The 11999-nt window shown below is 63.5% G+C and carries 14 protein-coding genes; 7 read left to right on the forward strand and 7 right to left on the reverse strand.

What is annotated here, in order from left to right; all coding sequences use genetic code 11:
- Entirely contained in the window at positions 1-1182 is a 1182-nt protein-coding gene (locus V9K97_RS01655) for a GNAT family N-acetyltransferase (RefSeq protein WP_337315928.1), read from the reverse strand.
- 19 nt (positions 1183-1201) lie between these two features.
- On the opposite strand from V9K97_RS01655, the gene V9K97_RS01660 reads away from it, so the two are divergent.
- Entirely contained in the window at positions 1202-2905 is a 1704-nt protein-coding gene (locus V9K97_RS01660) for an NAD+ synthase (protein WP_337315929.1), read from the forward strand.
- Positions 2902-3240 carry a P-II family nitrogen regulator gene (locus V9K97_RS01665; RefSeq protein ID WP_126746480.1) on the forward strand — a complete coding sequence of 113 codons (339 nt, stop codon included), beginning with the start codon at positions 2902-2904 and terminating at the stop codon, positions 3238-3240. The genes V9K97_RS01660 and V9K97_RS01665 overlap by 4 nt, the downstream gene beginning before the upstream one ends.
- A gap of 26 nt (positions 3241-3266) precedes the next feature.
- On the opposite strand, the gene V9K97_RS01670 is transcribed toward V9K97_RS01665, so the two are convergent.
- Genes V9K97_RS01670 through V9K97_RS01695 form a run of 6 tightly spaced genes read right to left on the reverse strand, consistent with a single transcriptional unit; the run spans position 3267 to position 6777 of the window.
- Positions 3267-3857: a TIGR00730 family Rossman fold protein gene (locus V9K97_RS01670; RefSeq protein ID WP_337311156.1), complete on the reverse strand. Its 591-nt coding sequence runs from the start codon at positions 3855-3857 to the stop codon at positions 3267-3269.
- A gap of 31 nt (positions 3858-3888) precedes the next feature.
- Positions 3889-4296, reverse strand: coding sequence for a diacylglycerol kinase (locus tag V9K97_RS01675; RefSeq protein WP_258505974.1), 408 nt, complete (start codon positions 4294-4296; stop codon positions 3889-3891).
- A complete protein-coding gene (locus V9K97_RS01680) occupies positions 4293-4862 on the reverse strand; it encodes an RDD family protein (protein WP_157613684.1) in 570 nt (189 codons plus the stop codon). Before V9K97_RS01680 ends, V9K97_RS01675 begins: the two co-directional genes overlap by 4 nt.
- A gap of 11 nt (positions 4863-4873) precedes the next feature.
- Entirely contained in the window at positions 4874-5731 is an 858-nt protein-coding gene (locus V9K97_RS01685; protein ID WP_337315930.1) for a DUF3106 domain-containing protein, read from the reverse strand.
- A gap of 60 nt (positions 5732-5791) precedes the next feature.
- Entirely contained in the window at positions 5792-6214 is a 423-nt protein-coding gene (locus V9K97_RS01690; RefSeq protein WP_337315931.1) for a DUF3619 family protein, read from the reverse strand.
- Positions 6211-6777, reverse strand: a complete 567-nt coding sequence (locus tag V9K97_RS01695) for an RNA polymerase sigma factor (protein WP_093019119.1) — start codon at positions 6775-6777, stop codon at positions 6211-6213. Before V9K97_RS01695 ends, V9K97_RS01690 begins: the two co-directional genes overlap by 4 nt.
- A gap of 282 nt (positions 6778-7059) precedes the next feature.
- Between V9K97_RS01695 and V9K97_RS01700 the strand changes: the two genes are divergently transcribed.
- From V9K97_RS01700 to pssA, 5 genes are all read left to right on the forward strand, one after another.
- Complete coding sequence (locus tag V9K97_RS01700; protein ID WP_258505977.1) at positions 7060-8844, forward strand: acetolactate synthase 3 catalytic subunit; 1785 nt, start codon at positions 7060-7062, stop codon at positions 8842-8844.
- Between the two features lie 106 nt (positions 8845-8950).
- On the forward strand, positions 8951-9442 hold the full coding sequence (gene ilvN, locus V9K97_RS01705; protein ID WP_012747479.1) for an acetolactate synthase small subunit: 492 nt from the start codon (positions 8951-8953) through the stop codon (positions 9440-9442).
- A gap of 55 nt (positions 9443-9497) precedes the next feature.
- Positions 9498-9761: a DUF4282 domain-containing protein gene (locus tag V9K97_RS01710; protein ID WP_157613688.1), complete on the forward strand. Its 264-nt coding sequence runs from the start codon at positions 9498-9500 to the stop codon at positions 9759-9761.
- Between the two features lie 53 nt (positions 9762-9814).
- Positions 9815-10831 (forward strand): ketol-acid reductoisomerase, encoded by a 1017-nt coding sequence (gene ilvC / locus V9K97_RS01715; RefSeq protein WP_007834233.1) that lies wholly within the window; start codon positions 9815-9817, stop codon positions 10829-10831.
- 186 nt (positions 10832-11017) lie between these two features.
- Positions 11018-11842, forward strand: a complete 825-nt coding sequence (gene pssA, locus V9K97_RS01720) for a CDP-diacylglycerol--serine O-phosphatidyltransferase (RefSeq protein WP_055800083.1) — start codon at positions 11018-11020, stop codon at positions 11840-11842.
- Positions 11843-11999 lie beyond the last annotated feature (157 nt).

The following is an 11999-nucleotide window of genomic DNA, read 5'->3' on the forward strand; positions in this document are numbered from 1 at the left end:
TCAGCCGGCCTTGAACGGGCTGCGTTCGCCCAGGTGGTCCATGTAGTTGCCGATGCCTTCGCCCTCGCGCTCCAGAAAGCGCTCGACCGCATCGGCAAACGCAGGGTGTGCCAGCCAATGGGCGCTGGTGGTCTTGACCGGCATGAGCGCGCGCGCCATCTTGTGCTCGCCCTGTGCGCCGCCCTCGAATCGCCTCACGCCGTGCGCAATGCACCAGGCCAGCGGCTGGTAGTAGCAAGCTTCGAAGTGAAGACAATCGACGCGCTCCATGGCGCCCCAGTAGCGGCCATAGGCAACCAGCGCGCCGTCGTCATGCGTGGACAGCGCGATCAGGCTTGTGGCAATCGGTTTGCCGCCGCGTTCGGCGACGAACAGCAGCCAGGCTTCCGGCATCGTGTCGGCCATGCGCTGGAAGAAATCGCGCGAAAGATAGGGCGGATTGCCGTGCTCGCGATAGGTGCGCGCATAGCAGCGGTAGAAAAAATCCCAGTCCGATGCGGCAATGTCGGGGCCGCGCGACCAGCGGAAAGTCACGCCTGCATCGGCCACCTTGCGACGTTCCTGGCGGATCTTCTTGCGCTTGTCGTGCGAGAGGCTGGCAAGGAAGGATTCGAAGTCCGAGTAAGGCCCGGTGCCATCAGCCCCGGCCGGCGCCGCATTGGTCCAGTGAAACTGCACCGTATTGCGCAGCATGAGGCCCGCTTCGGCGCAGGCGGCAATGTCGGCCTCGGCGCCAAACAGCAAATGCAACGACGAAAGTTCTTGCGTCTTGCACCACGCCACCAATGCCTGCACCAGCAGCGTGCGGGTTTGCGCATCGCGGGCCAGCAGACGTGCGCCCGGCACCGGCGTGAACGGTACCGCCACCACTGCCTTGGGGTAGTAGGCAAGGCCGTGCTGCTCATAGGCGTTGGCCCACGCCCAGTCGAAGACGTATTCGCCATAGGAGTGCGTCTTGATGTAGACGGGGCAGGCCGCCTGCAATTCATCCTTGCACCAGAGCGTGACAAACTGCGGCATCCATCCGCTTTCGGGCGAGGCGCTGCCGCTTTCGTGCAGCGCGGCAAGGTACTCGTAGCGCATGAAAGGCGACGGTTCCGCCTGGGCGTCGAGCAGCGCGTTCCATGCTTTCGGGTTCAGGTCCGACAGCGATGCCATCACCCGAATGACATAATCGTTCAAGCCTTTTTCTTCCTTCCGTATGACGCTCAAGCTCGCCATCGCGCAACTCAATTTTGTGGTGGGCGACCTCGCCGGCAATGCGAAAAAAATCGTCGATGCCGCGCATGAAGCCTACGCAAAGGGCGCGCGTCTTCTGCTCACGCCCGAACTCTCGATTGCCGGCTATGCGGCGGAGGATCTTTTCCTGCGTCCCGCGTTTACCGAAGCTTGCGATGATGCCGTGAAAGGCATTGCCGCCGCGCTGGCCGGTCTCAAAGACATGGTCGTGGTGGTGGGGCATCCGACAGGCGGGAGCCTTCGCAGCCGCTCGGTGGCGGTGCAGATGCGCTACAACGCCGCCAGCGTGATCAGGGAAGGGCGCATCCTCGAAACCCACGCCAAGCGCGAACTGCCCAACTACCAGGTGTTCGACGAACGCCGCTATTTCACGCCGGGGCAGGGCACTTGCGTGTTCGAGGCCGGAGGTGTTTCGGTGGGCCTGCTCATCTGCGAGGACGCCTGGTTCGACGAACCGGCCGAGCTGGCCCGCGGGGCCGGCGCCGAAGTGCTGGCGGTCATCAACGCCTCGCCGTACCACGTCGGCAAGGAAGGCGAGCGCGTGGCGCGAATGGCCGACCGTGCCCGCGCCGTGGGCCTGCCGCTGGTCTACGCGCACCTGGTTGGCGGGCAGGATGAAGTGGTCTTCGACGGGGCATCCTTCGCCCTGCAGGCCGATGGTGCGCTGGCCGCGCAGGCCGAGAGCTTCAAGGAGCGCCTGGTTTTCATGCAGCTGGAGCGGCCCGCGCAAGGCGGCGAGGGCATCGGCTTCGTGGCCGAGCCTGAAACAATCGCGCCGCCGCGCGATGCCGAGGCCCAGCTGTGGGATGCACTGGTACTGGGCGTGCGGGACTACATCGGCAAGAACGGCTTTCCAGGAGCGATCCTGGGGCTCTCGGGCGGTATCGATTCGGCGTTGGTGCTTGCCATTGCGGTCGATGCGCTCGGCAAGGACAAGGTGCGCGCGGTCATGATGCCTTCGCCCTACACGGCAGACATCAGCTGGATCGATGCACGCGAGATGGCCAAGCGTCTTGGCGTGCGCTATGACGAAATCTCGATCAAGCACACCTTCGAGTCGGTCAAGGGCGCGCTGGCCGAGGAGTTCAAGGGCCTGCCCGAAGACACGGCCGAAGAAAACATCCAGGCCCGCATCCGCGGCACGCTCCTGATGGCGCTGTCGAACAAGTTCGGCTCGATCGTTCTCACCACCGGCAACAAGAGCGAAATGGCGACGGGCTACTGCACCCTGTACGGCGACATGGCGGGGGGCTTCGCGGTCATCAAGGACCTGCTGAAGACCACCGTGTTTGCGCTGGCCCGCTGGCGCAATGCCCATGACCCGTACGGCACCGGTGGCTCGCCGATTCCCGAACGGATCATCACGCGGCCGCCCAGTGCCGAACTGCGGCCCGACCAGACCGACCAGGACAGCCTGCCGCCGTACGACATCCTCGATGGCATCCTGGCACGCTACATGCAGGACGACGAGGGCATCGACGAGATCATTGCGGCGGGCTACGAACGCGCGGTGGTCGAGCGGGTTGCGCGGCTCATCAAGATCAATGAATACAAACGGCGCCAGGCGCCAGTGGGCATCCGGGTCACCCATCGCAGCTTCGGCAAAGATTGGCGTTACCCTATCACCAGCAAATTCAACGAAACCGCCGGAGCGCAAAAACCATGAAGCAGATCACCGCCATCGTCAAACCCTTCAAGCTCGAGGACGTGCGCGAAGCGCTGGCCGAAGTGGGGGTTACCGGCCTCACGGTGACCGAAGTCAAGGGCTTCGGCCGCCAGAAGGGGCACACGGAGCTCTATCGTGGTGCGGAATACGTGGTCGACTTCCTGCCGAAGATGAAGGTCGAAGTGGTCGTCAACGAGGGCGACGTGGAACGCTGCATCGAGGCCATCGTCAACTCGGCCCGCACGGGCAAGATCGGCGACGGGAAGATTTTCGTCACGGAAGTCGAGCGCATCGTGCGCATCCGCACCGGCGAAGAGAACGAAAACGCCGTGTAAACGGCGCGCTCACAGCCTGGCCGGGCCTAAAGGTTTTCGGCCAGGCGGTCGCCGCGGGGGTGCAGCGGCACCTGGGCGCGCAGGGCTGTGAGCAGCTCGGTGGGGTTGGTGCCCGTACGGATGAGCTCCATCTGCCATTCGCCCATGAAGCCTTCGCGCACGCTGTGCGCCAGGAACCCCAGCAGGCCGTCGTAGTAGCCCGCCGTGTTCAGGATGCCGGTCGGCTTGTCGTGATAGCCGAGCTGGCGCCAGGTCCAGATCTCGAACAGTTCCTCGAAGGTGCCGATGCCGCCCGGAAGGGCAATAAAGGCATCGGCGCGCTCGCCCATCATGGCCTTGCGCTCATGCATGGTGTCGACCACGTGGAGCTCGTCGCAAAGCGTGTTCGCCAGCTCCCGGTCGACCAGCGCCTTGGGAATGATGCCGACCACGCGGCCGCCGGCTTCGCGCGTGGCCTCGGCCACCGTGCCCATCAGGCCGGTGCGCCCGCCGCCGTAGACCAGCTGGCCGCGATGCTGGCCGATCCACTGGCCGACCGCTTCGGCGGCCTTGGAGAACTCGGCTCGCTCGCCGGGGCGGGAGCCGCAATACACACAGATCGAAAATTCAGGATTCATCCCGCCATCATGCCTTTTGCCGGGGGCGCTTTCATGACGCGAAGCGCTGCCACAACGCCGCCAGCCAGATGCCCCCGCACAGGGTGAGAGACAGCAGAACGGCAGCACTGCCCATGTCCTTGGCGCGCTTGGAAAGGTCGTGCCATTCGGGGCCGATGCGATCGATGGCGGCTTCGACTGCCGTGTTGAGCAGCTCGACGATCATCACCAGAATGGCGCTCCCGGCGAGCAGGGCCACTTCGACCCAGCTGCGGCCGAGCCAGAAGGCAGCCGGAATCATCACGATGGCCATGATGGCTTCCTGGCGGAAGGCCGGCTCGCTCCAGCCCGCGCGAAGGCCGTGCAGGGAAATCAGGGTGGCGTGCCATACGCGCTCGAAACCCTTGCGGGCCTTTTGCGGATTGACGGCGGGGTCGGGAAGTTTGGGCAGGGCACTCATCGGCGGCTCATCGGCTTGGAGGTTATGAGCCGCGTGCCGGCCCAGGCGTCATGCCAGAACTGGCGCTCGGGGTGAAAGCGGGCCAGCACGGCCCACACGGCAATCCAGCCGAACAGCAGGACCAGCGTCTCGACCACCGGAACGCCCAGCAGCGGGTGCAATGCCAGCGGCGGCAGCAGCCAAACCCAACTCAGCACGTAGCGCAAGAAGGCCCGCGGCTGGGTGACCGGGCGGCCTTGCTTGTCCACGATTCGAATGTTCCAGGTTTTCATGCCCAGCGTCTGGCCCTTGGACCAGAACCAGACGAAATAGACGCCGAACACCACGAAGAGATAAGCCAGCAGCAGCGGACGGCGCGTGTCGTCCATGGCGTTGCGCATCTGGCTGAGTGCGCTGAACAGCCAGGCCGACATCATGGCCACGGCAAACAGCAGCATGCCTTCATAGAGCCAGCATGCCATTCGCCTCCACAGGCCTGGCACTATCGAAAGAGGAGCGCTGGTCGAAGAGTCTGCGGGGGAGGAAGAGGAATTCGATTCCGAAACTTCAGGGGAAGGTGAAACCATCGAAATCTTGTTCAGGGGGGCAAGGGCTGCTCGGCCGGCCGTCCTGCCGCAGTGGAGGGCGCGGCGGAAGAGGGGGCCGGCACCTGTGCTTCGGCAGGAGTGGGAGCGGACGGCGAACCAGAAACAGAAGAGGGAACCACGGGTACGACGCCTGGCACCCGCTCCGGCGGCGATGCCACCATGACGGCCGCGGGCGAGGCGGCCGGCGCTGCCGCTGCAGTCGCCGACGCGGGTGGCGCCAGCAAGATTCGCGGCGTGTGCTGTCCGGCGGGCGTGACTGCGGGAACCGCAACCAGCTTCTGGGCGGGAACGGGGCGCACCGGAACGGCGGCGCCGCGGGGCTTGACCGGCGCACGCTCGGCAAGACGGCGCTTCTCTTCTTCGCTCAGCGCCTGGTACTGCTCCCATTTGGCCTTGCGCTCGTCGGCCGGCACGCTCTTGACCTCGGCAAAGTTGAGGCGCGCCTGGGCGCGCTGCTGATTGCTCAGGGCGGCCCATTCGATCATTCGGCTGTGCAGGGTTGTTCGGTCATCGGCCGACATGTTCGCGTAGTTGCGTGACAGCGCCAGCCATTTGCGCTTGTGCCCCGTGCTCAAGGTGTGCCAATGCGACGCGAGCGGCTGCAGCGCCTGCTGCTGCTCGGCAGTCAGTTCGCTCCAGTGCGGCTTGGTTGCCGATGCCACTTTCGAGGTGGACGGGTGGGAAGCCGACGACGACGTCGAAGCCTGCGCTGTGTCGGTGGCCGCCTTCAGCGATTCGGAGTGAGTTTGAGCGTTCGCGAGGTTCAGGCTGCTCACGCCGCCCAGTCCGAAGACCGCCAAGGCGAGCGCACCCGCCCAAATGACTGCGCCCGACGTTTGCGGGCGCATCAGGCGGGGCGTGGAAGCGCGGGAAACGGGAAGAGGTCGCATTCGTTCGTTCGGCAGGACTCAGTCGGAAGCGCCGTCCGACTTCAGGAACTGGGCGAACCCGGGATCGGTATAAGCGGCCGGGGGCAGATCGTCCGTGAGCAGTGCCGAGTCGACGTCCGCCAGTTCGCTGGCGCGGTCTTCGTCCTGCATGACGCTGATGGTGATCAGCCCGGCCACGAGGGCGATCAGCGGAACGACCGAGCCGATGCGCGTCCACCAGCTGCCGCCCATTGTGGCCACATTGCCTGACTGGATGACTGTGGATGCCGCACGCAACTGGGGCGCCTGCTTGCGCATTGCAACGGCTTGCGCCCGCGCCACGCGCAGCCGCTCGCCGATGTCGTGCGGCAGCTCCTGGCTGCCGGCGGACAGCCGCGCAGCCACGTGCTGGCCGAATTGATCTTCGGCAGCAAAAGAAGAAGTTGGAACCTTAGTGTTCATAGCGAAATTCCCTTGGCTTTGAGCGCTTTGCTCAAGGCGTGCACGGCCCGTGAACAGTGGGTTTTGACGCTGCCTTCGGAGCAGCCCATTGCAGCGGCCGTCTCCGCCACATCCATTTCTTCCCAGTAACGCATCAGGAAAGCCTCTCGTTGACGACCCGGCAAAGCCGCGATCTGTTCTTCGATTTCGTGAAAGACCTGGGCGCGGCGGGTCGTGTCCTCGGCGCTCTCCGTTTCCCTAGAGTCGGTCGGAGAGACGAAGTTCTCCAGAAGATCGAAATCTCCGTCGTCGCCGGCGGCTTCGAAGTCGCCCAGGTTCGAGAACAGGGCGCGCCGGGTTTTCTGCCTGCGGAACCAGTCGAGCGTGCAGTTCGAAAGAATGCGCTGGAACAGCATCGGCAGCTCTTCCGGCGGCTTGTCTCCGTAGTGCTGAGCCAGCTTCATCATGCTGTCCTGCACGATGTCGAGAGCCGCTTCCTCGTCCCGCACGTGGTAGACCGAGCGCTTGAAAGCGCGCCGTTCGACGCTCTTCAGAAAGTCGGAAAGTTCTTGTTCAGTGGCCAAGCGAGAGGGGGCGCCGTGGGGCGCCGCGTGGGAATGGGGTGTCTGGAAGCGCTTATGTTTTCCGCCGCGGATTATGCCTTCCTGCCTTTTCGTCGCGGTTTTCGCGCGAAGGCCGGCGCATCGATGTCATAATTCGCATTGCAAGTCAAAAGGCAAACGGGTCACGGTCCGGCGGAACATCAGTCCGCTCATGGCTTTGGCCTCAAGTCCTGGCGCGACCCCACAAGGGTTGGCAAGGGGCACCCAAGGTTTTTCGTTCCCGAAAAAACACAAAGGTTGATCATGGAAATCTCGAAGGCGGAGATCATCTCCGCAGCAGCCGCGTCCTCTGGCGCCGGCAATCAAACGCAAGAGCTCATGGGCGCTGAAGTGCTGGTCAAGGCACTGCAGGCCGAAGGCGTTCAGTACATCTGGGGCTATCCGGGCGGCGCGGTTCTGTACATCTACGACGCGTTCTACAAGCAGGACACCATCCAGCACGTGCTGGTACGCCACGAGCAGGCAGCCGTGCACGCGGCCGACGGCTATGCGCGCGCCACCGGCGAAGTGGGCGTGGCGCTGGTTACCTCCGGCCCCGGGCTGACCAATGCGGTCACCGGCATTGCCACCGCGTACATGGACTCCATCCCGATGGTGATCATCTCGGGCCAGGTACCCACCGCCGCCATCGGCCTCGATGCCTTTCAGGAGTGCGACACCGTCGGCATCACGCGCCCCATCGTGAAGCACAACTTCCTCGTCAAGGACCCGAAAGACCTGGCCCTGACGATGAAAAAGGCCTTCCACATCGCACGCAGCGGCCGTCCGGGCCCGGTGGTGGTGGACGTGCCCAAGGACGTCTCGTTCAAGAAGACCCCTTATTCAGGCTATCCCGACAAGGTCGAGATGCGCTCGTACAACCCGGTGCGCAAGGGCCACGGCGGCCAGATCCGCAAGGCGCTGAACCTGCTGCTGAACGCCAAGCGCCCCTACATCTATACGGGCGGCGGCGTGCTGCTGGGCAACGCCACCAACGAACTGCGCACGCTGGTCGACATGCTCGGCTATCCGGTCACCAACACGCTGATGGGCCTGGGCGCCTACCCGGCGAGCGACCGCAAGTTCCTGGGCATGCTGGGCATGCACGGCACCATCGAAGCCAACAACGCGATGCAGAACTGCGACGTGCTGCTGGCGGTGGGAGCGCGCTTCGACGACCGCGTGATCGGCAACCCGAAGCACTTTGCGATGAACGATCGCAAGATCATCCACGTCGACATCGATCCCTCGAGCATCTCCAAGCGCGTGAAGGTCGACATTCCGATCGTCGGCGACGTGAAGGACGTGCTGACCGAGCTGATCTCGATGATCCGCGAGAGCACCACCAAGCCGGACGCTGGCGCGCTGTCCGACTGGTGGAAGACCATCGAGGCCTGGCGCTCGCGCGACTGCCTCAAGTACGACCGCGACAACAAGGATGTCATCAAGCCGCAGTACGTGGTCGAAACCCTCTGGAACATGACCAAGGATGCCGACACGTACATCACGTCGGACGTCGGCCAGCACCAGATGTGGGCCGCGCAGTACTACCGCTTCGACGAGCCGCGCCGCTGGATCAATTCGGGCGGCCTGGGCACCATGGGCGTCGGTATTCCGTATGCCATGGGCATCAAGCTCGCCAAGCCCGACTCGGAAGTGTTCACCATTACCGGCGAAGGCTCGGTGCAGATGTGCATCCAGGAACTCTCCACCTGCCTGCAATACAACACGCCGATCAAGATCTGCTCGCTCAATAACCGCTACCTGGGCATGGTGCGCCAGTGGCAGGAGATCGAATACTCCGGCCGCTACAGCCACAGCTACATGGATGCGCTCCCCAACTTCGTGAAGCTTGCCGAGGCCTACGGCCACGTCGGCATGCTGATCGAGCGTCCACAAGACGTGGAGCCCGCGCTGCGTGAAGCGCGCAAGCTCAAGGACCGCACCGTGTTCATGGATTTCCGTACCGACCCCACCGAGAACGTGTTCCCGATGGTCAAGGCCGGCATGGGCATCACCGAAATGCTGTTGGGCTCCGAAGATCTCTGATCGACGGCGCATTCGCTCTTAACTTACTGACGACGAATCTATTGCCCGCCAAGCCCGCGCATTACCGTGCACGGGGGAGGGCGGCGAAAAGAGGAGTCGCGCAAACATGAAACACATCATTGCAGTGCTGCTGGAAAACGAGCCCGGTGCTCTTTCCCGCGTGGTGGGCCTTTTCTCGGCCCGCGGCTACAACATCGAGTCGCTGACGGTGGCGCCAACCGAAGACGCGAGCCTGTCGCGCATGACCATCGTCACCGCCGGCTCCGACGACGTGATCGAGCAGATCACCAAGCACCTGAACCGCCTGATCGAAGTGGTCAAGGTCGTCGACCTGACCGAAGGCGCCTATACCGAGCGCGAACTCATGATGGTCAAGGTGCGCGCCGTAGGCAAGGAACGCGAAGAAATGATGCGCATGGCCGAGATCTTTCGCGGCCGCATCATCGACGTTACCGACAAGAGCTACACCATCGAACTCACCGGCGACCACGGCAAGAACGATGCTTTCTTGGAAGCAATCGACCGTAGCGCTATCCTCGAGACTGTCCGCACCGGTGCCAGCGGCATCGGGCGCGGCGAGCGCATCCTGCGCGTGTAGGGGGTGAAGATCCCCTCAGTTTCAATGTTCTAAACCAACACATGAGGAGAAGGTAATGCAAGATTTGCTGGGTTTCGAGAAGATGGTGACACCGATCATCATTCGGATTCTGTACTTCCTCGGGTTGCTGGGCGTGCTCGCCGCAACGGTCGTTTCGTTGTTCCAGGGGCGCTTCCTCGCTGCCATCGGCATCCTCGTTTTCGGCGCGATCATGGTTCGCGTCTACAGCGAACTGCTGATCCTGCTGTTCCGCATTCACGACAACCTCGTGTCCATCAACCATCAAATGAAGGACCGGAATCCCTCCGGCCAACTGTGAGTGAAAGCACCCCCGCCCTGGGGGTGCCAGAGATTAAATAGGAAAGACGCATCATGAAGGTTTACTACGACAAGGACGCCGACCTCAGCCTCATCAAGGGCAAGACGGTCGCAATCATCGGTTACGGGTCGCAAGGTCACGCGCACGCGCAAAACCTGAACGACAGCGGCGTCAAGGTCGTGGTCGGCCTGCGCAAGGGCGGCGCTTCGTGGGACAAGGTCGGCAAGGCCGGCCTGCAGGTCGCCGAAGTGGCCGATGCGGTGAAGGCCGCCGACGTGGTCATGATCCTGCTGCCCGACGAGCAGATTGCCAATGTCTACAAGAACGACGTGGCCCCGCACATCAAGGAAGGCGCTTCGCTCGTCTTCGCGCACGGCTTCAACGTGCACTACGGTTTCGTGCAGCCGCGCGCCGACCTCGACGTGTGGATGGTGGCTCCCAAGGCCCCCGGCCACACCGTTCGCAGCACCTACACGCAGGGCGGCGGCGTGCCCCACCTCGTGGCCGTGCACCAGGACAAGACCGGCAAGGCGCGTGACCTCGCACTGAGCTACGCCACCGCCAACGGCGGCGGCAAGGCCGGCATCATCGAGACCAACTTCCGCGAAGAAACCGAAACCGACCTGTTCGGCGAGCAAGCGGTTCTGTGCGGTGGCACGGTCGAGCTGATCAAGGCCGGTTTCGAAACGCTGGTGGAAGCCGGCTACGCGCCCGAAATGGCGTACTTCGAATGCCTGCACGAGCTCAAGCTCATCGTCGACCTGATCTATGAAGGCGGCATCGCCAACATGAACTACTCGATCTCCAACAACGCCGAATACGGCGAGTACGTCACGGGCCCGCGCATCGTGACCGACGAGACGAAGAAGGTCATGAAGCAAGTGCTGCGCGACATCCAGACCGGCGAATACGCCAAGAGCTTCGTGCTCGAAGCCGCTGCCGGCCAGCCCGCGCTGATCAGCCGCCGTCGCCTGAACGCAGAGCACCAGATCGAAGTCGTCGGCGAAAAGCTGCGCGCGATGATGCCCTGGATCAAGAAGAACAAGCTGGTCGACCAGACCCGCAACTGATCCGCAAGCGAATGAAGCGGGCGCCGCGGCGCCTGTTTCCCGAGGGCCACCCGCTGGGGTGGCCTTTTTCATGTGGGGCGCACCATGCCCCTGAACTACACTGCGAACCCATGCGATTTACAGATCAAGATGCTATCGAATGGGTAGCTGCTCACGCAGTGCCCATGAGGGACGGAGGCAAACTCAATGCATGACGACACGGTTCCCGACGAAGTGCCGCCGCGCAAGCGCCGCAAGGGCATCTACATCCTGCCGAACCTGTTCACGCTGGCCGCGTTGTTCGGCGGCTTCTATTCGGTCGTGATGGCAATGAACGGGCGCTTCGATCTTGCGGCGCTCGGCGTGTTTGCCGCCATGATTCTCGACAGCCTGGACGGCCGCGTGGCCCGCATGACCAATACGCAAAGCGCGTTCGGCGAGCAGATGGATTCGCTGTCCGACATGGTGTCTTTCGGCGCTGCGCCGGCACTCATCGCGTACGAATGGTCGCTCAAGGGCCTGGGCCGCTGGGGCTGGATTGCGGCTTTTGTGTATTGCGCCTGCGCGGCGCTGCGGCTCGCGCGCTTCAACGTCAACACCGGCGTGGTCGACAAGCGCTGGTTCCAGGGGCTTCCGTCGCCGGCCGCGGCCGCGCTGGTGGCCGGATTCATCTGGCTCATGACCGAATGGGGCAAGCGGGGCGGCGAGGTGCTGTACCTCTCGTGGACGCAAATCACGTGGATCACCTTCGCGTTCACGCTCTACGCGGGTCTTTCGATGGTCACCAACGCGCCGTTCTACAGCTTCAAGGACGTGCAGATGAAGAAGAGCGTGCCGTTCGTGGTGATCGTGCTGATTGCCCTGGGCATTGCGGTCATCAACATCCACCCGCCAACGGTGCTGTTCGGATTGTTCGTGGCCTATGGCCTGAGCGGCTATGTGGTGTACGCCTGGCGCAAGGCCAAGGGGCAGCAGGCCAGCGTGATCAGCACCTCGACCGAAGAGCCGGACGAGCGGGGCTTGCATAACTGACCGCGGCTTGTGCTACATTCGAAACCCTCATGACCAAGATTTCGCTGCTGGCCCTACTAGCCCTCCCTCACGGGCGGAGACGGTAGCGCACGCGCAAATCCCTCACCACGGCCCGTTCGCACCAGCAACGGGCCGTTTGTTTTTGGGGTTGCTGGTT

It is taken from the genome of Variovorax sp. CCNWLW186 (genome assembly GCF_037203865.1).
Classification (GTDB): domain Bacteria; phylum Pseudomonadota; class Gammaproteobacteria; order Burkholderiales; family Burkholderiaceae_C; genus Variovorax.

Excerpts from the sequence above, each read along its gene's own strand:
- V9K97_RS01660 (WP_337315929.1), top strand. The coding sequence starts at position 1,202 with ATGACGCTCAAGCTCGCCATCGCGCAACTCAATTTTGTGGTGGGCGAC.
- V9K97_RS01665 (WP_126746480.1), top strand. The coding sequence starts at position 2,902 with ATGAAGCAGATCACCGCCATCGTCAAACCCTTCAAGCTCGAGGACGTG.
- V9K97_RS01670 (WP_337311156.1), bottom strand. The coding sequence starts at position 3,857 with ATGAATCCTGAATTTTCGATCTGTGTGTATTGCGGCTCCCGCCCCGGC.
- V9K97_RS01675 (WP_258505974.1), bottom strand. The coding sequence starts at position 4,296 with ATGAGTGCCCTGCCCAAACTTCCCGACCCCGCCGTCAATCCGCAAAAG.
- V9K97_RS01680 (WP_157613684.1), bottom strand. The coding sequence starts at position 4,862 with ATGGTTTCACCTTCCCCTGAAGTTTCGGAATCGAATTCCTCTTCCTCC.
- V9K97_RS01685 (WP_337315930.1), bottom strand. The coding sequence starts at position 5,731 with ATGCGCCCGCAAACGTCGGGCGCAGTCATTTGGGCGGGTGCGCTCGCC.
- V9K97_RS01690 (WP_337315931.1), bottom strand. The coding sequence starts at position 6,214 with ATGAACACTAAGGTTCCAACTTCTTCTTTTGCTGCCGAAGATCAATTC.
- V9K97_RS01700 (WP_258505977.1), top strand. The coding sequence starts at position 7,060 with ATGGAAATCTCGAAGGCGGAGATCATCTCCGCAGCAGCCGCGTCCTCT.
- ilvN (WP_012747479.1), top strand. The coding sequence starts at position 8,951 with ATGAAACACATCATTGCAGTGCTGCTGGAAAACGAGCCCGGTGCTCTT.
- V9K97_RS01710 (WP_157613688.1), top strand. The coding sequence starts at position 9,498 with ATGCAAGATTTGCTGGGTTTCGAGAAGATGGTGACACCGATCATCATT.
- ilvC (WP_007834233.1), top strand. The coding sequence starts at position 9,815 with ATGAAGGTTTACTACGACAAGGACGCCGACCTCAGCCTCATCAAGGGC.
- pssA (WP_055800083.1), top strand. The coding sequence starts at position 11,018 with ATGCATGACGACACGGTTCCCGACGAAGTGCCGCCGCGCAAGCGCCGC.